The organism is Streptomyces sp. NBC_01408 (assembly GCF_026340255.1).
GTDB lineage: Bacteria > Actinomycetota > Actinomycetes > Streptomycetales > Streptomycetaceae > Streptomyces.
Genome location: NZ_JAPEPJ010000001.1, coordinates 1,798,323 through 1,820,632, shown reverse-complemented (window position 1 = coordinate 1,820,632; position 22,310 = coordinate 1,798,323). Strand labels below are relative to the sequence as shown.

Here is a 22,310-nt window from a genome sequence, read left to right as displayed (position 1 = left end):
CCGCGCCTGGCCTGCGGCGCGGCTTCGCCCGTCTGGTGCGGCGCCGTTGCACGGGGCTCCGCGCCGGACCCCGCGCCTCAAACGCCGGCGGGGCTGTTTTTGGCCTGGCCCGGGTTGCGCGCTCGTCCTGCGGGGAACCTCCGGCGTGTCCCCACGGCCCGGCTTCGGAAGCCGGACGCGCGAACGCCGCCGCCCGTGGAGGAGGTTCTCCACGGGCGGCGGCGTCGGGCCCGCTACCGGTCAGCCCTGCTGGGCGACCAGGCTCGCCGGGCGCAGGTCCGTCCAGTGCTCCTCGACGTACGAGAGGCACGCCTCACGCGTGTCCTCGCCGAAGGCGGTCCGCCAGCCGGCGGGGACCTCCGCGAAGGACGGCCACAGCGAGTGCTGCATCTCGTCGTTGACCAGGACAAGGAAGCGGCCCTGCGGGTCCTCGAACGGGTTGGTGGTCATGCGTTGTCACTCCTTGTGGACATGGCGGTGAACAGCTCCGAGAGCGGCTGCTGCGGGTCGGCTGCCACGGTGCGCAGCAGCCTCTGGAGTTCGTCGGCGAGTCGCCGTGCCTTGGCGGTGCCGAGCAGGTCGGTCGCGTGGATCAGGCCGCAGTGGACGGGGCCGTCCCCCTGCGGTTCGTAGAAGCTGAGGGTCAGCTGGGCCCGGGTGGAACCGGTCGGTACGGCGTCGAGTGAGCCGATGCCGCCCTCCAGCTGCTCCAGGTCCGCCTGCTCATGGTGGATCACCATGACCTGCGGGCCCTGCTGAGGCAGTCCGGTCGCCCGGACGACTTCCTCGAAGGGGACTTCCTGGCGGTCGAGGGCGCTGAGCGTGGTCTCCCGTACGCGGGACAGCAGTTCCGCGAACGTCGGGTCGCCCGCCGTGTCGGTGCGCAGCAAGACCGTGTTGAAGAAGCAGCCCACCAGGTCGGCCAGCTGGTCGTCCGTACGGCCGGCGACCATCGTACCGATGGGCAGGTCCGTGCCCGCTCCGTGGGCGGTGAGCACCGCCGCCAGGGCGGAGTGCAGCACCATGAACATGCTCGTGCCGGTCGCCCGGGCGAGGTCGTCCACGGCCGCGTGCAGCCGCTCGTCGAGGACGAAGCCGACGTGGTCCGCGCCCGCGGAGGACGAGCGCGGGCCGTCCGCCGGGAGGGCCAGTTCGGCCGGTACGTCCTTGAGCGTCTCGCGCCACCAGGCGAGCTGCCGGCCGCCCCGGCTGTCCGGGTCGTCCAGGTCGCCCAGGACCTCGCGGGCCCACTGGGCGTAGTCGGCGTACGAGACCGGCAGCGGCTGCCAGGCGGGCGCCCGGCCGTCCGTCCGGGCCGCGTAGGCCGCGGTCAGGTCGCGGAACAGCGGGACGACCGACCACTCGTCGACCACCAGGTAGTGCATGGCCAGCAGCAGTGCCTGCGACCCGCCGGGGGCCGTCAGCAGGTGGGCCGCGAGCGGCGCGGCGCGGTCCGGCTCCGGTGCACCGGCGGCCAGTTCCGCCAGGCGGGCCTCCAGGTCCTCGCACGTCTCCCGGATCAGGGCCGGGGCCCCGGCGGCCCTGTGGTGCAGCACGCCGTCCGTTTCCGTGAACGCCGTGCGGAGCGGCTCGTGACGGGCCGCCACATCGGCGAGCGCGGCGGACAGGGCGTCCGCGTCCAGGCCGCCGGGCGAGCGCAGCACGAGCGCGTGGTCGAAGCGGCCGTGGCGGCGGAAGGCGTCCCAGTGCCAGCGCTGGACGGGCGCCGCGAGCGGCGTGTCCGGGCGTTCGGCCGCCGGGCTCAGGGCCGGGCGGGCCGACGCCGCGCCCTTCAGCTTGTCCTCGATGCCGGCGACGGTCAGCGCGTCGAAGACGTCGCGGATGCTCAGCTCGGCCCCGAACTCGGCGCGGATGCGGCCCAGGAGCCGCATCGAGGCCATGGAGTGGCCGCCGAGCGCGAAGAAGTTGTCGTGGACGCCGACCTTCTCCAGCTTGAGGATCTCGCAGAACAGGGCCGCCAGGCGGGCCTGCGTCTCGGTGGCCGGGCGGGCGTCGCCGGTCATCGCGGACCAGTCGGGCGCGGGCAGCGCCTTCCGGTCCAGCTTGCCGTTGGGCGTCAGCGGCAGCGGGCCGTCCAGCGGGACGACGAGCGCCGGGACCATGTACTCGGGCAGCAGCCCGGCCACGTGGGCGCGCAGGTCCCGCGGGTCCAGCTCGCCCGTGTCCGGAACGGCGTAGCCGACGAGGCGCACGATGTCGCCGTCGCGGTCGGGCAGTACGGCGACCTGGGCGACCGACGGGTGCGAGGCGAGGGCCGCCTCGATCTCGCCGAGCTCGATCCGGAAGCCGCGCACCTTCACCTGGGTGTCGACGCGGCCGAGGAAGTCGAGGTTGCCGTCGGCGAGCCAGCGGGCGCGGTCACCGGTGCGGTACATGCGGGTGCCGGGGGCGCCGAAGGGGTCGGCGACGAAGCGTTCCGAGGTCAGCCCAGACTTGCCGAGGTAGCCGCGGGCCAGGCCGCGGCCGGACACGTACAGCTCGCCCACCACGCCCGGCGGGACCGGGCGCAGGGTGTCGTCCAGGACGTAGCAGCGGGTGTTGGGGTCGGGCCGACCGATGGGGACGCGGCTGCCGGGGCGGCCGCCGTGCTCGCGGGCGGGCCACAGCGTGGAGTTGACCGTCGCCTCGGTGAGCCCGTACGCGCAGATCAGGTGGGCCGTGGCGCCGAACCGCTCGAACAGGTCCGGCGGCACCGTCTCCGTACCGACGAGGACGGTGGAGCCCTCGGGCAGCTCGCAGCCCGCGGGCAGCGCCGACACCAGGGACGGCGGCAGGATCATGTGGGTGATCCGCTGGTCCGCGAGGAAGTCGGTGAGCTCGGGCCCGGCGACGCGGGCCTCGTCCGTGATGAGGACGAGGCGCCCGCCGTGGCACAGGGCCATCGACAGCTCGAAGGCGAAGACGTCGAAGCCGATGGACGCGAACTGCAGGACGTGGCTGTCGCGCCCCAGGCCCATCCGGTCCACCGCGGTGGCGACGAGGCTGGCGATGCCCTCGTGCGGGACGACGACGCCCTTGGGGCGGCCCGTCGAACCGGAGGTGTAGATCACGTACGCGGCCTGGTCGAGGCCGACCGGTCCGCCCGCGAGGGCGGATTCGGGCAGCTCGGCCAGCTCGGCGGCGGTCTGCGGGGCGTCGAGCAGCACCAGCGGTACACCCTGCGCCTCGGGGATCTTCCCCGCGACGGGCTCGGTGCCGACGACCAGTCCCGCGCCCGAGTCCTCGATCATGTAGGCCAGCCGGTCGGCGGGATGGGCCAGGTCGAGGGGCAGGAACGCGGCGCCCAGCTTGAGCGCGGCGAGCACCGTGGCGATCATGTCGGCCGAGCGGGGCACGGCCACGCCGACCACGCCCTCGGCGCCCACGCCGTGGGCGGCCAGCAGCCGGGCGATCCGGTTGGACCGGGCGTCCAGCGCCTCGTACGTCACCGTACGGGCCTGGTCGACGACGGCGACCGCGTCGGGCCGCTCGGCGAGCCGCCGCGCGAACAGGGCCGGGAAGGTCTCCTCCTCGACCGTGCGGGGGGCTCCGTTGAAGCCCTCCAGGACCAGCCGGCGCTCGTCGTCCGCGAGGATCTCCGCCTGGGAGACGGGGCGCCCGGGTGCGGCGACCAGGGCCGCGACGAGCGCACGCAGGCGCTCGCCGAGGCGCTCGGCGGTCGTGTGGTCGAAGAGCTCGGTGGCGAACTCCAGGCGGCAGCCCAGGGAGCCCGCGCCGCCGTCGGCGGGCGTGTGCTCGGTGAAGCTGAACACCAGGTCGAACTTGGCCGAGCTGATGCGGAACGGCACGTAGTCGGCGCGCAGTCCGGGCAGTTCCAGCCCGTCGCCCGTGCGGGCGTGGTAGCCGACCATCACCTGGAACAGCGGGTTGCGGGACAGCGAGCGGGTCGGGTTGAGCTTCTCCACGACCGACTCGAACGGCACGTCCGCGTGCGAGAACGCCGCGAGGTCGGTCTCCCGGACCCGGCCGAGCAGCTCGGTGAAGCTGGGGTCGCCGCTCAGGTCGGTGCGCAGCACCAGGGTGTTGACGAAGAAGCCGACCAGGTCGTCCAGGGCTTCCTCGCCGCGGCCCGCGATGGGCGAGCCGAGGGGGATGTCCGTGCCGGCGCCCATGCGGTGGAGCAGGGCGGCCACGGCCGCGTGCACCACCATGAACATGCTTGCGCCGGTCTCGCGGGCGAGCCGCTTGAGGCCCTCGTGGACGTCGCCGTCGAAGGCGATGTCCAGTTCGGCGCCGGTGAACGCCGGCCGGGCCGGGCGCGGCCGGTCCGTGGGCAGTTCCAGCTCCTCGGGGGCGCCGTCCAGGGTGGTGTGCCAGTAGTCCAGCTGCCGGGCGGCGAGGCTGTCCGCGTCCGCCGGGTCGCCGAGCAGGCGCTGCTGCCACAGGGCGTAGTCGGCGTACTGGACGGGCAGCGGCTCCCACTTCGGGGCGCTGCCGCCGGTGCGGGCCGCGTAGGCGGCGGCCAGGTCGCGCAGGAACGGACGGTCCGACCACTCGTCGGTGGTGATGTGGTGCAGGAGCAGGACGACGACGTGGTCCTCAGGGGCCAGCTCCACGATCGTGGCGCGCAGCGGGAGTTCGGCGGCGAGGTCGAACGGCCGGTTGACGGCCGCGTCGACGATGCCGGGCACCTCGTCCTCGGTGGCGCGCAGCCGCTCCACGACGGGCCGCGCCCGCTCCGCGGGCAGCACCCGCTGGATGGTCTGGCCCTCGCCCTCCACGAACAGCGTCCGCAGGGCTTCGTGCCGGGCCGTGACGTCGGCGAGGGCGGCTTCCCACGCGTCGGTGTCGAGGGCCCCGTGCAGTCGCATGACCAGCGGGAAGTTGTACGCGGCGGAGGTGCCCTCGATCTGCTGGATGACCCACAGCCGCTGCTGGGCGTGGGAGAGCGGCAGCTCGTCGGGCCGCTCGCCGGCGGTCAGCGCCGGGCGGGCGGCGCCGCCGGAGCGGGCCGCGCGCTCGACCAGCTCGGCGACGGTGGGCGCCTCGAACAGGTCGCGGATGGCGAGTTCGGCGTCGAGGGCGGTACGGGCCCGGCTGACGAGCCGGGTGGCCAGCAGCGAGTGGCCGCCCAGCTCGAAGAAGTCGCTGTCGATGCCGACGCTGCCCTCGGGCAGGCCGAGCACCTCGGCGTAGAGGGCGCAGAGCGTCTCCTCCCGCGGGGTGCGGGGGGCGCGGCTCGTGCCGCTGCCGGCGAAGTCGGGGGCGGGCAGGGCGCGGACGTCCAGCTTGCCGTTGACGGTGAGCGGCAGGGTGGCGACGGGGACGAGCGCGGAGGGGACCATGTAGTCGGGCAGTCCGGCCTTCAGGTGCTCGCGCAGCCGCTGGAGCAGGTCCTCCCCGGCCTCCCCGGCTGCCGCGGCGTCCTCGGGTGCGAAGTAGCCGACCAGGCGCTTGGTCCCGGTGCTCTCGTTGACGACGACGGCCGCGTGGGCGACCTCGGGGTGCGCGGAGAGGGCCGCGGCGATCTCGCCCAGCTCGATGCGGTAGCCGCGGATCTTCACCTGGTCGTCGGTGCGGCCCAGGAAGTCGAGCAGGCCGTCGGGCCGCTGCCGGACGAGGTCGCCGGTGCGGTACATCCGCTCGCCCGGCTCGCCGAAGGGGTCCGCGACGAACCGCTCGGCATTCAGCGCGGGGCGGTCGTGGTAGCCGCGGGCCAGGCCGGTGCCGGAGATGTACAGCTCGCCGGGGCAGCCGGGCGGGACCGGGCGCAGCATGGCGTCCAGGACGTAGGCGCGGGTGTTGCGGATGGGCATGCCGACCGTGGGGGTGGCGCTGTCCGCCGTCGAGCCGCCGAGGGTGTTGATGGTGTACTCGGTCGGGCCGTACAGGTTGTAGCCGTAGGTGCCCTCGGTGCGGCGCAGCGTCGTCCACACGGTGTCGGACACGGCCTCGCCGCCGAGCAGGACCAGTGCGGGGCGGTGCTTGCCCGCCTGCTCGTCACTGTCGAGGAGGCCTTCCTCGATGAGGAGCTGGGCGTACGTCGGGGTCACGTTGACCACGTCGACCTGGTGCCGGTCGCAGTAGGCGACCAGCGCCTCCGCGTCGCGGCGCAGTTCCTCGTCGCAGACGTGGACCTCGTGGCCCTCGACGAGCCACAGGAGCTCTTCCCACGACATGTCGAAGGCGAAGGACACGGTGTGCGCGATGCGCAGCCGTCGCCCGCCGGCCGAGGCGATGGCCGGGTCGAAGATCTCCTTCTGGTGGTTGAGCTGCATGTTGGTCAGGCCCCGGTAGGGGGTGACGACGCCCTTGGGCCGGCCGGTGGAACCGGAGGTGTAGATGACGTACGCCGGGTACTCCAGGCGGCCGGGCACGTCGTGGGCGAAGGCCGGCCGCTCGGCGTCGGTGATCTCGCCGCCGGGCAGGGCGGACAGCTCGGCGGCGACGGCCTCGTCGTCCAGGAGGAGTTCGGGGGCCACCGGGCCGCTGTCGCCGCGCAGGGTCGGGGCGACGGCCGCGGTGGACACCAGGCACAGCGGGCCGGTGTCCTCGGCCATCAGCCGCAGCCGGTCGGCCGGGTGGTCCAGGTCGAGCGGCAGGTAGGCGGCGCCGGTCCGCAGGACGGCGAACAGCGCGGCCACCATGTCGATGGACCGGGGCAGTGCCAGCGCGACGACCTTCTCCGGCCCGGCACCGCGGGCCAGGAGCAGGCGGGCGATCCGGTTGATGTGCGCGTCGAGCTCGGCGTACGTCAGGGCGCGTTCGCCGAAGACCAGCGCGACCGCGTCCGGGGTGCTGGCGACCTGGGCCGTCAGCATGTCGGCGATCGTCTCGTCCGGCACGGGCTCGCGGCTGTGGGCCCACTCGGCCGTCAGGGCGGCGCGCTCCGGCGGGAGCAGCAAGTCGACGCCGACGGTACGGGCGGACGCGGCGTCCGGGGCGGCGAGGAGCTCGCCGAGCCGCTCCAGGACGGTCGTGAACCGGCCCAGGATCGTGCTCGCGGCCTCCGCGTCGAAGAGGTCGGGCCGGGCCGCCAGGGTCACTCTCAGCCTGGTCTCGGGCGTGACGATCAAGGTGAGCGGGAAGTGCGTGCCGTCGACGTTCGAGACGTCGGTGATGCCGTAGCGCTGGCGGAGCGCCGCGGCACGGTCCTCGCCGTCGGCGGAGCGGAGCACGAAGAGCGTGTCGAACAGGCGGCGGTGACCCGTCTCCTGCTGGAGGGTGCCGAGGCCCACGTACTCGTACGGCATGACGCCGGCGCGCTCGGACTGCATGCGGCGCAGCAGGGCGAGCAGCGGCTCGTCCGGGCTGAAGGCGATCCGGGCCGGGATGGTGTTGAGGAACATGCCGATGATGCCGGCGACGTTCGGTACGTCCGCGGGGCGGCCCGCGACGGCGGTGCCGAAGGCGACGTCGCCGCGGCCGGTCATCGCGGAGAGGACCAGGCCCCAGGCGGCGTTGAGCACGGTGTTCAGGGTGAGGCCGTGCCGGCGCGCCAGGGCGCGCAGCCGGTCGCTGGTCTCCCGGGTCAGCACGGCGTCGAGGTCGACCGGGATGACCGGGCCCGCGTCGCGGCCCGTGGGGGCGACGAGGGTGGGCTCGTCAAAGCCCGCGAGCGCGTCGCGCCACGCGCCGACGGCCTGGGCCGTGTCCTGCTGGTCCAGCCACTCCAGGTAGTCGCGGTACGAGCCCGGGGCGGGCAGGCCGGCGGTCTCGCCGGACCGCTCGTACAGCGTGAACAGCTCCTCCAGGAACAGCCATGCGGACCAGCCGTCCCACAGGATGAGGTGGTGGGTGACGACGAGCCGGTCGCGGCCGTCGGCGAGCCGGATCAGCTGGAGGCGGCACAGCGGCGGCGCCGACAGGTCGAAGCGCTTGCGGCGGTCGGCGGCGAGCAGCTCCTCCACGCGGGAGCGCTGCTCGTCGGCGGGCAGACCGGACAGGTCGGTCTCCAGCACGGGGATCTCGGCGCCGTCCGCGATGAACTGCACGGGCCGGGGCAGGCCGTCGCTGGTGAAGCCCGCGCGCAGGCTGGCGTTGCGCTCCAGGATCGCCCGGCAGGCGGCGCGCAGCCGGTCCGCGTCCAGACGGTGGTCGAAGTCCAGGGTCTCCTGCGACAGGTAGACGTCGAGCGCGTCGCCCGCGTCGTAGGTGGCGTGGAAGTACATGCCCTCCTGGAGCGGGGAGAGCGGCCAGATGTCGGCGACCGGCAGCCCGGCGGCGGCCTCGACGCGGGCGGTCTCCTCCTCGGAGAGCTCCAGTCCGCCGAGCGGGGCGGGGGCCGGGGGCTCCTCTACGGGCGCGGCGGCGGTCAGCTGGGCGAGCAGCGCCTGCAGGGCCGGGTCGATCGCGGCGCCGGACTGCTGCTGGAGGGCGAGCACGGCCTGCAGGGCCGCGGCCGCCTGTCCGGCGTCGCCGGCGGACACGGTCACACCGGCGGCGGGGGCCGCCGGGGCTGCCGGGGCCGCCGGGGCCGCCGGAGCGGTCTCGTCCGGCACGCTCGCGGCCGTCGCGGCGAGCACGGCGGGCGTGCGGTGCTCGAACACATCGCGCGGGCTGATGGCCAGTCCCCTTTCACGGGCCCGGGTGGCGACGGAGATCGAGGTGAGGCTGTCGCCGCCGAGCACGAAGAAGTCGTCGTCGGCACCGATCCCGGTCATGCCGAGGACGTCGGTGAAGATCTCGCACAGGGCGCGTTCCCGCTCGTCGCGGGGCGCGCGGCCGCCGGCCCGGGGGGCGACGGACGGCGAGGGCAGGGCGTTCTGGTCGAGCTTGCCGCTGGGCGTCAGCGGGATCTCGTCGAGGGCCGTGAGGGCCGCCGGCACCATCGTCGCGGGCAGCGCCGCGGCGAGCTCCCGGTGCAGGGCTTCGGCGTCCAGGGACGCGCCCGCGGCGGGGACGGCGTAGCCGAGCAGGGCTCCGTCACGGACGATCACGGCGGCGCGGGCGACACCGGGCAGGGCGGCCACGGCCGCCTCGATCTCGCCCAGTTCGATGCGGTTGCCGCGGATCTTGACCTGCCGGTCGGTGCGGCCGAGGTACTCGACGGCGCCGTCGGCGCGGCGCCGGACCAGGTCGCCGGTGCGGTACATGCGCTCGCCGGGCCCGCCGAACGGGTCGGCGACGAACCGCTCGGCGGTCAGGCCGAGCCGGTCGTGGTAGCCGCGGGCCAGCTGGACGCCGGCGAGGTACAGCTCGCCCGGTACGCCCTCGGGGACGGGCCGCAGGAAGGAGTCCAGCACGTACAGCCGGGTGTTCCACACGGGCCGGCCGATCGGCACGGCGAGCTCGGTGCCCCCCTCGTAGGGGAAGTACGTCACGTCGACGGCCGCCTCGGTGGGCCCGTACAGGTTGTGCAGCGGCACGGGGGCACTGCCGTGGCGGGAGGTCAGCTCGTGCCAGCGGCGGGCGTCGGGGCCGGTGAGGGCCTCGCCGCTGCAGAACACGCGGCGCAGGCTCGCTGCCCACTCCGGGGCGCCGGGGGCGGCCTCCAGGACCTGGACGAACGCCGCCAGCATCGACGGCACGAAGTGCATCGTGCTGATCCGCCGGGTGCGGATCAGGTCGGCGAGGTAGGCGGGGTCGCGGTGGCCGTCGGGCCGGGCGAGGACGACGGTCGCGCCCTCGACGAGGGCCCAGAAGAACTCCCAGACGGACACGTCGAAGCTCGACGGGGTCTTCTGCAGCACGCGGTCGTCGGCGGTGAGCCCGTACTCGTCCTGCATCCAGGCCAGGCGGTTGACGATCGCCCGGTGGGTGACGGCGACGCCCTTTGGGCGTCCGGTGGAGCCGGAGGTGTAGATCAGGTAGGCGGGGTGGTCGGGTCCGGCGGGCGTACCCGCCGTGCCGGCGGCGTCGGGGGTGACGGCGGCTTCTTCGGGGCGGTCCACCAGGACATGGGCGAGACCGGGCACCTCGGGCAGCCGACCGGCCGCGTCGGCGGTGGTCACGACGGTACGGGCGCCCGAGTCGGCGAGCATGAACGCGACCCGGTCGGCGGGGTAGTCGAGGTCCAGCGGCAGGTAGGCGGCTCCGGCCTTGTGCACGCCGAGCAGTGCGACCATCAGCTCCGCGGAGCGGGGCACCGCGACCGCCACGAACTGCTCGGGGCCCGCGCCACGGGCCCGCAGGCGCCGGGCCAGCGCCTCGGCGCGCCGGTCGAGTTCGGCGTAGTCGAGGGTGGTGTCCTCGAAGACGACGGCCGGGGCGCCGGGGGTCCGCGCCGCCTGGGCGGCGAAGAGCGAGGCGAGGGTGGCGTCCGCGGCCGGCAGGGTGCGTGCCGTGGCGTTCAGGGCGGTGAGCTGCTCCTGCTCCCGGCCCGACAGCACCTCGACCCGGGCGACCGGGCGGGCGGGGTCGGACACGAGGGCCTGGAGCAGCGCCTCGAAGCGGTGGGCGACGGCCGTGACGGCGGTCTGGCCGAGCCGGGAGGCGTCGTACTTGAACCGCAGCGACAGCTGGGCGCCGCCGGGCTCGACGATCAGCGCGAGCGGGTAGTGCACGGAGTCGAAGACCTCGGCACCGGTGACGCGCAGCGCCTGCGCGTCCTGCTCGGCGGACAGGTCGCCGGAGGGGTAGTTCTCGAAGACCACGAGCGTGTCGAAGAGTTCGCCGCCGCCCGCGATCCGCTGGATCTCGGCGAGCCCGAGGTGCTGGTGGTCCAGCAGGGCCGCGTGCTCGTCCTGGACGCGCAGCAGCAGCTCGGCGAGTGCCTCGTCCGGGCGCAGGGAGACCCGGACCGGGACGGTGTTGATGAACAGGCCCACGGCCGCGTCCAGGCCCTCGACCTCGGTGGTGCGGCCGGAGACGGTGGTGCCGAAGACGACGTCCCGGCTGCCGGTCAGGCCGCCGAGGAGCAGCGCCCAGGCGCCGTGCACGACGGTGCTGAGGGTGAGGCCGTGGCTGCGGGCGCGGGCGGTCAGGCCGGCGGTGAGCGACTCGGGCAGCCGGACGTCCACGTCCTCGGGGGCGGCGACGGGCACGGGCCCGTCCTCGGCCGTCCCGGCGGCGGGGGCGAGCAGCCGGGTGGGCTCGTCCAGACCGGCCAGCGCCTGCTGCCACGCGCTGCGCGCGGCGTCGCGGTCCCGGCCGGCCAGCCACGCCAGGTACGGCTGCGGGGCGGGCGGCTCGGGCAGCGCCTCGCCCTGGTAGGCGGCGGTCAGCTCGCGCAGCAGGACGGAGACCGACCAGCCGTCGGCGATGATGTGGTGGAGGGTCAGCAGCAGTCGGCTGCGCTGCCCGTCCTTGATCAGGGTGGCGCGCATCAGCGGCGGCCGGCCGAGGTCGAAGCGCTCGGCGCGGTCCTGCCGCAGGACGTCCTCCAGCGGGGTGCGGGCCGTGTCGGCCTCGCTCCAGGGCAGGGCCGCGTGGCCCGGGATCCGCTGGACGACCTGGCCGCCGGGCAGCTGGCGGAACGACGCGCGCAGCAGCGGGTGCCGGTCGAGCAGCAGCTGGAGGGAGCCGCGCAGCCGCTCGGCGTCGACCTCGCCCTCCAGGTCGAGGAGCTCCTGGACGACGTACAGGTCACCGGCGTCCTGGTCGAACTCCGCGTGGAAGAAGAATCCTTCCTGGAGCGGCGAGACGGGCAGGGCGTCCTCGTCGAGCTCCACCGCCGGGGCCGCCGGCGCGGCGGCCGGGGCCTCGCCCGCCGTCCTGGCGAGCGCGGCGACGGTGCGCTGGCGGAACACGTCGCGCGGGCTGATCGCCAGCCCGGCCTCGCGGGCCCGGTTGACCATCTGGATGGCGACGATGCTGTCGCCGCCCAGCTCGAAGAAGCTGTCGTGGACGCCGACCGAGGGCAGGCCGAGCACGTCGGCGAAGAGCCCGGCGAGCACCGTCTCGGCGGGGGTGGTGGGCGCGTCGCCGCCGACGGTCGCGGTCCACTGGGGCTCGGGCAGGGCCCGGGCGTCGAGCTTGCCGTTGGGCGTCAGCGGCAGCGGCCCGTCGAGGCGGACGACCGCGGACGGGACCATGTAGTCGGGCAGCGCCTCGGCGATCAGGGTGCGTGCCTGCGCGACGGAGGCGTCGGCGTCCGTACCGGCCTCGGCGACGAGGTAGGCGACGAGCCGCTTGGCGCTGCGGTGGTCCTCGCGGACGAACACGGCGGCCTGGGCGATGCCCGGGCAGGCCATCAGGAAGCTCTCGACCTCGCCGGGCTCGATCCGGTGGCCGCGGATCTTGATCTGGCCGTCGGAGCGGCCCAGGAACTCCAGGTTGCCGTCGGCGGCCCAGCGGACGCGGTCGCCCGTGCGGTACATGCGACCGCCCGGCTCGGCGGCGTACGGGTCGGCGACGAAGCGCTCGGAGGTGAGCCCGTGCCGGCCGAGGTAGCCGCGGGCCAGGCCGCGCCCGGCGACGTACAGCTCGCCCTCGGCGCCGACGGGCACCGGGCGCAGCGCCGCGTCGAGCACGTAGGCGCGGGTGTTGGGGTCGGGCTCGCCGATGGGCGCGGGACCCGGACGGTCCGCCTCCGCCACCCACAGCGTGGAGTTGACGGTCGCCTCGGTGAGGCCGTACGCGACGACGACCTGGAGCCGGCCGGCCCAGCGGGCGATGAGCTCGCTGGGCACCGCTTCGGTGCCGACGATCAGGACGGCGCCGTCGGGCAGGTCGCAGTCCTGCGGCAGCGCCGAGACGAGCGACGGCGGCAGGATCATGTGGGTGGCGCGGTGGCGCGCGATGTAGTCGGTCAAGGCGGCCCCGGCGACGCGGCGCTCGGCGGGGACGACGATGATCCGGCCGCCGACGCACAGCGACATGATGAGGTCCCAGACCGTCACGTCGAAGCCGACGGACGCGAACTGCACGACCCGGCTGCCGGAGGTGATGCCGATGCGGTCGGTGGCCGTGGCGACGAGGCTGCCGACGCCGTCGTGGGAGACGACGACGCCCTTGGGGCGGCCGGTGGATCCGGAGGTGTAGATGACGTACGCGGCCTGGTCGAGCGCGATGGGCAGGCCCGGGTCGGTGCCGTCGAGCGCGGCGCACTCGGCCGCCACGGCCGGGTCGTCGAGCAGCAGGTGGGCGACGCCGGGGGCGTCCGGCAGCGCGGCGGCGAGCTCGCGGGTGGTGACGACGGTGCGCGCGCGGGCGTCGTCGAGCATGTAGAGGATGCGGTCCTGCGGGTGGTCGGCGTCCAGCGGCAGGTAGGCGGCGCCCGCCTTCATGACGGCGAGCAGGGACACGACGAGTTCGGGGGACCGCGGAACGGCCACGGCGACGACGTCCTCGGCGCCCACGCCGCGGGCGGCGAGGAGGCGGGCGAGCCGGTTGGCCGCGGCGTTCAGTTCCGCGTACGTGAGCTCCCGGTCCTCGCAGACGAGGGCGACGGCGTCGGGGGTGCGCCGTACCTGCTGCTCGAAGGCGGCGGGCCAGGAGAGCTCGGCCGTTTCGCGGGGCGACACGCCGAACTCGCCGAGGAGCTGGGCGCGTTCCGCGGCGGAGGTCAGTTCGATGCGGCCGACGGGGCGGTGCAGGTCGTCGGCGAAGGCTTCGAGCAGGGCCAGGAAGCGGTGCTCGTGGTCGCGCAGGGTCTGCTCGTCGCAGGCGTCGGCGTCGGCGTCGAGGTGGACCCGGATGCCGCGGCCCCCGTCGGTCTCGACGAAGCTGAGGGCGAGGTCGCTGACGGGGCCGAGCCAGACGGCGTCGAGTTCGTTGTCGAGGTCGCCGAAGCGCAGGCTGTCGGGGCGGGGCAGGATGTTGACCGTCGGGCCGACGAGTTCGGGCACGCCGTCGGCGAGGCCCAGTTCCCTGGCGAGGTCCTCGGCGCGGTAGCGCCCGTGGTCGACGGCTCCGGCGACGGCCGTGCGGACCTCGGCGAGGAGTTCGGTGCCGGTCGTGCCGGGGCGGACGGTCAGCCGCAGGGGGACGATGTTGGAGACCATGCCGGGGATCTCGGCGGACACGGCGTCCTGGCGGGCGGCGACCGGCAGGCCGAGGACGAGGTCCTGCTCGCCGCTGACCCGGTGCAGGTAGGCGGCGACGGCCGCGATCAGCAGCCGCGAGGGGCGGGTCCCGGCGCGCTCGGCGGCGGCGTGCAGCCGGCGGGTGTCCGCGGCGGACAGCTCCGACGTGCGGCGCAGCCGGCGCGTCATGGGCACCGCGGCACGCTCGACCAGGCGGACGGGCTCGGTCCGGGCGGCCATGCGCGCGAGCCAGTAGGCGCGGTCCTCCTGGTGGCGGTCCGAGGCGCGGTAGGCCTGGTCGGCGGCCACGAGGCGGGAGATCCGGCGGTCGCGCGGGGCGGGGTCCGCGCCGCCCGCGGTGTAGAGCTCGCCGGCCTGGCGGGTGATCAGGGCGACGCCCATGCCGTCGAGGACGATGTGGTGGTAGCGCTGGTACCAGCGGACGCGGTCGTCCGCGAGCCGCAGCAGCGCCTGTGCGAAGAGCGGTCCGCGGGCCAGGTCGGCGGGGCGGTCGCGCTCGGAGTCGATCCAGTCGGCGGCGGCCGCCTCGGGGTCGGCGGCGCCGCGCAGGTCCACGACGGGGACGTCGAAGTCCGCGTGAACGGGCGTCTGCCGGGGGCCGTCCTCGCCGTCGCCGACCCGCACGTGCAGGCCTTCGGCTTCCTCCACGGCCTGCCGCACCGACGCGGCCAGGAGGCCGAGGTCGATGTCGCCTCGCAGGTCCAGGGTGAAGACGATGTTGTAGGCGGAGCTGTCCGGGTCGATCTGCTGGGCGAGCCAGATGCCGGATTGCCCGCCCGTGACGGGTATGCCGGAAGCGGACGTCCGGTCAGACACGACGTCAAACATCGTCGAATGGGCCTTTCCCTGGTGGTGCGTCAGTGAGGTGTGTCCCGGTCGGCCAGGATCGGGGCGCAGCGGGCCCGCCCGTCCGCGAGGTGGTCTGCGGACGGGCGGGATGCCGGAGGACCGGCGATTACTTGATGCCCGAGATCAGCGGCTCGACCTGGTCGATGGCGTACGGGATCGACAGGACGGTGTTGAAGGAGAACGCGGCGCCGATGTCCGGGTTCTGGTAGGGCACGAACAGGTCGCGCTTCTCCTGGTGGACCTTCAGCTTGCTGTAGAGCGCCTCGGCCTTGATGCGGTCGTTGGCCTCGGTGCTGGAGGTGACCCACACCAGGCGGTCGACGTCGAGGACGTCGAGCTTCTCGGCGCTCAGTTCGGCGACGTTGAAGCCGGGCTGCGCCACCATGGCGTCGATCTCGGGCTTCAGCTTGAAGCCGAGCTCGGAGAAGAAGATCGACTTGGGGTCGGTCTTCGTGAACGCCGAGTACTTGCCGGCCTCGAAGCTGTCGGCGACGGCGATGGTCTTCGTCGCGAAGTCGGGGTGCTTCTCGCGGACGGCCTTGAAGCGCGCGTCGATGTCCGCGATCAGCTTCTCGGTCTCCGTGTCCTTGCCGAGGGACTTGCCGATCTGGCGGGTCATGACCTGCCAGGAGGCGCCGTAGTCGGGCAGGTCCTTGGGCTGGGCGACAACCTTGGCGATCTTCGACAGGGTGTCGTACTGCTCCTTCTTCATGCCCGAGTACTGCGCGATGATCAGGTCCGGCTTGAGGGCCGCGATCTTCTCGATGTTGTACTCGTCGCGCTCACCGACGATCGCGGGCTTGGCGTCGCCCCACTTGTCCTTCGCCCACGGCCACTTGCCGTACGGGTCCTCCTTGAACCAGTTCACCGCGCCGACCGGCTTGATGCCGAGGGCGAGGACGGCGTCCTGGTCCGACAGACCGAGGGTGACGACCTTCGCCGGCGCCTTGTCGATCGTGGTGCTGCCGTACTTGTGGTCGACGGTCACCGGGAAGGCGGCGGACTTGGCGTCCGGAGCGGCCGAGGGGGTGGACTCGGCCTCCTTCTTCTCGGTGCCGCCGCCACAGGCGGCGAGCGCGACGGCGGCGGCGGTGGCGACGGCCACACGGGGGAAGATTCTGCCGAACCGCGTCAGCGCGGGGCGTGTACCAGTGGACACGGATGTTCCTTTCACGGGGGTTTCACAGTGCGTACCCGGACCGCCGCGCAGGACGGCGCTGCCGGCGGGCCGGGCGAGGTGGGACTGTACGGGGCGGGGGCCCCGGAGCCGGAGGACTGGGGGGAGGCCTCCGGGAGCTTCAGCGGGGGGAGGGGATCCCGTCCGCGACCGGACGGACCTCGTCGGCCACGGACTTGAGGTCGCGGTCGAGGATCGAGTCCAGGATCTCGCCGACGCGGACCGCGGTGTTGGAGAGCAGCGAGGACGTGATGCCGTGGGTGTGCTCGGTGCCGCCCTGGAGGTAGATGCCGCAGCGCAGTTCGGCATCGGTCGAGATGCGGTAGTCGCGCTCGACGCGCACCCGGCCCTGCTCGTCGCGGCGGACGCGCTCGGCGACCTCGCCGAGGAGTCCGAGGGCGTCGGCCTGCCGGTAGCCGGTGGCGCAGACGACCACGTCGGCGTCCAGCGGCGCTTCCTCGCCGGTGACCAGGGACTTGATGGTGGCGCGGACACCGTCGGCGGTCTCCTCGACGCCCGTGAGGCGCGAGACGTTCAGGAAGCGCAGGCGCTCCTTGCCGAGGACCTTCTCCTGGTACGCCTGGCGGTACAGGTCGTCGATGAGGTCGATGTCCACCACGGAGTAGTTGGTGTTCCCGTGGTAGTCCATCAGCCTCTGCTTGATGTCCTCCGGGGCCTTGTAGTACTCGTCCACGGCCTGCGGGTCGAAGATGCGGTTGGCGAAGCTGCTGTCGTCCGCGGGGCTGTAGCCGTAGCGGGAGAAGACGGCGCAGATCTCGGCCTCGGGGAACCGGCGGTGCAGGTAGGCGACGTTCTCGGCGGCGCTCTGGCCGGCGCCCACGACGATGAACCGGGAGGGGTCGGTGCCCTCCAGGCCCTCCACCTTCGCGAGGAGGTCGGAGTTGTGCCACACGCGGTCGGTCCGCTCGGCGCCCTCGGGCATGACCGGGCGCAGGCCGGTGCCGATGACGAGGTTGCGGGCGCGGTGGGTGACCACCTCGTCGCCCGAACGGGCCGTCACGTCGAGGTACTCCACGACGCCGTCACGGACTACGGGTTCGACCGCTATGACCTGGTGGCCGTAGGAGACCATGTCGTCGACCTTGGCCGCGGCCCACTCGAAGTACTCGTGGAACTCGATCCGCAGCGGGAAGAGGTTCTTGTGGTTGACGAAGTCGATCAGGCGGCCCTTGCTCTGCAGGAAGCGGAGGAAGGTGTACTCGCTGCTCGGGTTCCGGAGCGTCACCAGGTCCTTGAGGAAGGAGACCTGCATGGTCGCGTCGTCGATGAGCATGCCGCGGTGCCAGCCGAAACTGGGCTGCTGCTCGAAGAAGTGAGCGGTGACAGCCTCTTGCCTTCCGACGCGCGCGTTGTGCTCGCTCAGCGCGATCGCCATGGCCACGTTGGACGGCCCGAAGCCGATTCCGATTAGATCGTGGATCAGTGGTGCGTCGCCAGGAAGAGCCTGAGACATGTCACTCCCATCGTGCGGGACAGCCGCCTGCCAGGTGTCCTGTCAGGCGAGGGGGGAAACGGAAGTCCAGGCACACCGGTGACCGGCAGCCGCGTGGAACTTAGGTAAAGCTAACCTGATCCAGCCACCCTGTCGACGGGGCAAAACGGACAACCAGGCGATCATCAGGTCAACCGGGCCAGAATTGCGGCCCGTTGCACCCTTAGGTAAGCCTTGCTTTACTTATCCCGGTCAGTCGCTCTTCTGAGGAGGAACCCCATGCGGGTCGTCATGTTCGGTTATCAGACCTGGGGTCACCGCACCCTGCAGGCTCTCCTGGACTCCGAGCACGACGTGGTGATGGTCGTGACCCACCCCAAGAGCGAGCACGCCTACGAGAAGATCTGGAGCGATTCGGTCGCGGACCTGGCCGAGGAGCACGGCGTCCCCGTGGTCATCCGCAACCGGCCGGACGACGAAGAGCTGTTCCAGCTCCTCAAGGAAGCCGACCCGGACATCCTCGTGGCCAACAACTGGCGCACCTGGATCCCGCCGCGCATCTATACCCTGCCCAAGCACGGCACCCTGAACGTCCACGACTCGCTGCTGCCCAAGTACGCCGGTTTCTCCCCGCTGATCTGGGCCCTCATCAACGGCGAGCCGGAAGTCGGCGTCACGGCACACATGATGGACGAGGTGCTCGACGCCGGCGACATCGTCCTCCAGCGGTCGGTCGCCGTCGGTCCGAAGGACACGACCACCGACCTGTTCCACAAGACCGTGGACCTCATCGCCCCGGTCACCATCGGCGCGCTGGACCGCATCGCCTCCGGTGAGACCGAGTTCACCAAGCAGGACCGCTCCCAGGCCAGCTTCTTCCACAAGCGGTCCGAGGAAGACATCCGGGTCGACTGGAACTGGCCCGCACAGGACCTGGAGCGCCTGGTCCGCGCCCAGTGCGCCCCGTACCCGAGCGCCTTCGCCTTCCACAAGGGCAAGCGCCTCGAAATCCTCGCCGCCGTCGTCTCCGAGGGCCGCTACGGCGGCACCCCCGGCCGCATCTTCTACCGGGAGGGCGAGGGCGTGGTGATCGTCGCCGGAGCCGACGCCCGGACGGGACGCAACCACGGCCTCGCCATCACCCGCGTACGGACCGAGGACGGCCGGGAGCTGCCCGCGTCCGAGTACTTCACCTCCATGGGCGGCTACCTGACGAGCCGTCCCTGACGCCGGAAGCGACTGGCGCGGCCGGCGCGGCCGCTGCCGCCACCTGATCCGCCGGTCCGCCCGCCCCGGACGGTCCCCGGGCGGGCGGACCGGCGCCCCCGGGAAGGGCCTGACCCGTGTCACGGGCCGGGCCCTTCCGCGTGCGCGGGGCGCCGGCGAGGAGCCACGTACACTCCTCACTTCGCACCCACGACACGACAGGTCCGCTTCGCCATGCCCTCCCTCGCCCCGTCCCCGTCAGCGCGGCCGCGCGTCCCGCGCCGGCCCTCCTGGCTCTCGCCGAAGGTGCTGCGGACCGAGGTGCTCGGCGGGCTCGTCGTCGCGCTCGCGCTGATACCCGAGGCCATCTCCTTCTCGATCATCGCGGGGGTGGATCCGGCGATCGGGCTGTTCGCCTCCTTCACCATGGCCGTGACGATCGCCGTCGTCGGCGGCCGGCCCGCGATGATCTCGGCGGCGACCGGGGCGGTGGCCCTCGTCATCGCCCCGCTCAACCGGGAGCACGGCTTCGGCTACCTGGTGGCCGCGGTCATCCTGGCGGGGGTCTTCCAGATCCTGCTCGGCGCGCTCGGGGTGGCCCGGCTGCTGCGCTTCGTACCGCGCTCGGTCATGGTCGGCTTCGTCAACGCGCTGGCCATCCTGGTCTTCATGGCGCAGCTGACGGAACTGCGGGACGTGCCCTGGCCGGTGTACCCGCTGGTCGCGGCCGGGCTGGCGCTGATGGTGCTCTTCCCGAAGATCACCAAGGCGGTCCCCGCGCCGCTGGTCTCCATCGTCATCCTGACCACGGTCACCGTGGCGGCCGGGATCGCGGTGCCGACCGTCGGCGACAAGGGGGCGCTGCCCTCGTCCCTGCCGGTGCCCGGGCTGCCCGACGTACCGTTCACGCTGGACACCCTGACCACCATCGCCCCGTACGCCTTCGCCATGGCGCTGGTCGGGCTGATGGAGTCGCTGATGACGGCGAAGCTCGTCGACGAGATCACCGACACCCACTCCAGCAAGACGCGCGAATCCGTCGGCCAGGGCGTCGCCAACATCGTCACCGGGTTCCTCGGCGGCATGGGCGGCTGCGCGATGATCGGCCAGACGATGATCAACGTGAAGGTGTCGGGGGCGCGCACCCGGCTGTCGACCTTCCTCGCGGGCGTCTTCCTGATGGTGCTGTGCATCGTCTGCGGGCCGGTCGTCTCCGAGATCCCGATGGCCGCACTGGTCGCCGTCATGGTGATGGTCTGCTTCGCGACCTTCGACTGGCACTCGGTGGCCCCCAGGACGCTGAAGCGGATGCCGGCCGGTGAGATCACCGTCATGGTGGTCACCGTGGTGTGCGTGGTGGCGACCCACAACCTGGCCGTCGGCGTCATCGCGGGCACCGTCACCGCGATGGTCGTATTCGCCAAGCGGGTCGCCCGCCTGGCGGACGTCACCCCAAGTACGCCCGGCGCGGCAAGACCGTGCAGATCACCGGCCTCAACGAGCACAGCGCCCGCATCCACCGCACGCTGAGCGGCGAACTCGCCCCCGGGCACTGACCCGTGGGGCCCGCTCCCCCGAGCGGGCCCCGGCACGTCCTCGTACGCACTACCCCGTAATGGTGATCTTGCCGTTGGCCGTCGCCGCCGCCTCGGGCTCCCCGGCCGGCTTGGCGGCCGTGAGGCCCTTGAGGAGCTGGGCGAGGTCCACACCCGTGGTGGAGCCGAGGAGCTCCATGCCCTGGGCCACGTTGTCGGCGACCGTACGGGAGAGCTTGCTCGCCCCGTCGGTGGAGATGACCGTCAGCTTGTCGATGGCGGCCAGCGGTTCGGCGGCCTTGCCGACGACCTCCGGGAGCACCGAGACCAGCATCTGGAGGACGGCGGCGTCCCCGTAACGCTCGAAGGCCTCGGCCTTCTTGTTCATCGCCTCGGCCTCGGCGGCGCCCGTCGCCGCGATCGACGCGGCCTCGGCGGCGCCCTCCAGCTGGACCGCCTCCGCGATGGCCGCGCGCCGGGCCCGCTCGGCCTCACCGCGCTTGGCGCCCTCGATGGCCTCGGCCTCGGCCAGGGCGGAGCGGCGCTGCTTCTCGCCCTCACCGGTCAGCCGGGAGCGCTCGGCCTCCGCCTGGGCGGCGGCGATGGCGGCGGCGCGCTCGGCCTCGGCCTGCTTGACCCGGGCCACCCGCTTGGCCTCCGCCTCCTGCTCGGCCTCGTAGCGGCGGGCGTCGGCGGGCTTGCGGACCTGGGTGTCGAGCTGGCGGTCGGTCAGGGCCGCCTGGCGTTCGGCGACCTTCTCCTGCTCGGCGAGGATCTGCTGCTGGCGGTCCGCGTCGGCCAGCGGGCCGGCGGCGTTCGCCTGGGCCGCGGCGGCGTCGGTCTCGGCCTTGATCTCGGCCTGGCGCAGGTACAGGGTGCGCTCCGCGACCGCGATCTCCTCCTCGGCCTTGAGACGGGCCTGCGCGGCGGTGCGCCGGGCGTTGGCCTCCGCTATGTCGGCCTCCTGCTTGGCTCGGGCGGCCTCGGGGCGGCCGAGGTCCTCCAGGTAGGAGCCCTCGGTGGTGATGTCCTGGATCTGGAAGGCGTCGAGGACCAGGCCCTGGCCGGAGAGGCTGGCCTCGGCCTCCTCGGCGACCTGCCCGGCGAAGGCGGCACGGTCGCGGATGATGTCCTCCACCGACATCCGGCCGACGATGGCGCGCAGGGCGCCGGAGAGCACTTCCTGGGTGAAGCCGACGATGCCGTCCTGCTGCTGGAGGAAGCGCTGGGCGGCGGCGCGGATGGCGTCCTCGGTGCCGCCGACCTTGACGATCGCGACGCCTTCGAGGTTGGCCTTGATGCCGCGCAGGGTGACCGCGCCGCGGACCGCCACCGGGATGTGCCGGCTGGACAGGTCGAGGGTGAACCGCTGCTGCACGAAGGGGACGACGAACACCCCGCCGCCGACCACGACCTTCTGGCCGCTGGTGTCGGTCACGACCTGACCGGTCGTCGGATCCGTGGACTTCTTGCCGCGGCGGCCCGTGATGATGAACGCCTCGCTGGGGCCCGCCACTTTGTAGCGGGTGATGACGGTCAGTGCGAGCAGGACGAGGAGGACGACCACCCCCACGACGGCGGTAACGACAGGGCTCATGACACAACTCCCGTAGAGCGGATGGACGAGGAGGACACCCCCTAAGGGGGTGTCGTCAGCGGTCGACGGGGCGGACCGTGACGGAGGTGGACGAGGGCGCGGCCGTCACCCACACCTCGGCGCCCCGGGGCAGCGCGCCGCCCTCGGAGCTCGCGGTGTACTTGACCGGCTGGCCGCCGAGGCGCAGCAGGACCTCGCCGTAACCGCCGCCCGCCGGGACGGCGGTGACCACGGTCCCCGCCGAGCCGACGAGGTCGCCCTGACGCGGCGCCCGGCCACTGCCGTCGCGCATCAGGGCCCGGCTGAACCGGTACCTCGCCCAGCCGGCCCCCGTACCGGCCAGCGCTCCCGCGGCGGCCGCCGCGCCGGGCCCGAGTCCGGTGGACCCGAGCACGATCGCCCCCGTGAAACCGAGCATCGAAACGAACCCCGCGACCACCGGCAGCGACAGCCACCCGTCGAGCAGCCCGTCCAGGGCGCCGTCGAGCAACCCCTCCAGCACCCCGTCGAACACCAGCGAGCAGACCAGCAGGACGATCCCCGCAATGCCGAGACCCAGAAACAAGGCCACGCAGACTCCCCCGTCTGAACCGGTGTGCTAGCC

The 22,310-nt window shown here is 73.3% G+C and carries 7 protein-coding genes and 1 pseudogene; 2 read left to right on the top strand and 6 right to left on the bottom strand.

Going from position 1 to position 22,310, the window contains the following annotated elements:
* Positions 1-240: 240 nt before the first annotated feature.
* From OG447_RS08565 to OG447_RS08550, 4 genes are all read right to left on the bottom strand, one after another.
* Positions 241-450, bottom strand: a complete 210-nt coding sequence (locus tag OG447_RS08565; RefSeq protein WP_266935871.1) for an MbtH family protein — start codon at positions 448-450, stop codon at positions 241-243.
* A complete protein-coding gene (locus tag OG447_RS08560; RefSeq protein ID WP_266935870.1) occupies positions 447-14,705 on the bottom strand; it encodes a non-ribosomal peptide synthetase in 14,259 nt (4,752 codons plus the stop codon). The genes OG447_RS08565 and OG447_RS08560 overlap by 4 nt, the downstream gene beginning before the upstream one ends.
* A 139-nt stretch (positions 14,706-14,844) precedes the next feature.
* Complete coding sequence (locus tag OG447_RS08555) at positions 14,845-15,897, bottom strand: iron-siderophore ABC transporter substrate-binding protein (protein ID WP_266935869.1); 1,053 nt, start codon at positions 15,895-15,897, stop codon at positions 14,845-14,847.
* 139 nt (positions 15,898-16,036) lie between these two features.
* Entirely contained in the window at positions 16,037-17,389 is a 1,353-nt protein-coding gene (locus tag OG447_RS08550; RefSeq protein ID WP_266935868.1) for a lysine N(6)-hydroxylase/L-ornithine N(5)-oxygenase family protein, read from the bottom strand.
* A 258-nt stretch (positions 17,390-17,647) separates the two neighbouring features.
* Between OG447_RS08550 and OG447_RS08545 the strand changes: the two genes are divergently transcribed.
* Complete coding sequence (locus tag OG447_RS08545; protein WP_266935867.1) at positions 17,648-18,595, top strand: methionyl-tRNA formyltransferase; 948 nt, start codon at positions 17,648-17,650, stop codon at positions 18,593-18,595.
* 213 nt (positions 18,596-18,808) lie between these two features.
* A pseudogene (locus OG447_RS08540) lies at positions 18,809-20,130 on the top strand (SulP family inorganic anion transporter).
* 49 nt (positions 20,131-20,179) lie between these two features.
* On the opposite strand, the gene OG447_RS08535 reads toward OG447_RS08540, so the two are convergent.
* Both OG447_RS08535 and OG447_RS08530 read right to left on the bottom strand, forming a co-directional pair.
* Positions 20,180-21,706, bottom strand: coding sequence for a flotillin family protein (locus tag OG447_RS08535; RefSeq protein WP_266935866.1), 1,527 nt, complete (start codon positions 21,704-21,706; stop codon positions 20,180-20,182).
* Positions 21,707-21,761: 55 nt separating this feature from the next.
* On the bottom strand, positions 21,762-22,277 hold the full coding sequence (locus tag OG447_RS08530) for a hypothetical protein (RefSeq protein WP_266935865.1): 516 nt from the start codon (positions 22,275-22,277) through the stop codon (positions 21,762-21,764).
* Positions 22,278-22,310 lie beyond the last annotated feature (33 nt).

Excerpts from the sequence above, each read along its gene's own strand:
- OG447_RS08565 (WP_266935871.1), bottom strand. The coding sequence starts at position 450 with ATGACCACCAACCCGTTCGAGGACCCGCAGGGCCGCTTCCTTGTCCTG.
- OG447_RS08545 (WP_266935867.1), top strand. The coding sequence starts at position 17,648 with ATGCGGGTCGTCATGTTCGGTTATCAGACCTGGGGTCACCGCACCCTG.
- OG447_RS08535 (WP_266935866.1), bottom strand. The coding sequence starts at position 21,706 with ATGAGCCCTGTCGTTACCGCCGTCGTGGGGGTGGTCGTCCTCCTCGTC.
- OG447_RS08550 (WP_266935868.1), bottom strand. The coding sequence starts at position 17,389 with ATGTCTCAGGCTCTTCCTGGCGACGCACCACTGATCCACGATCTAATC.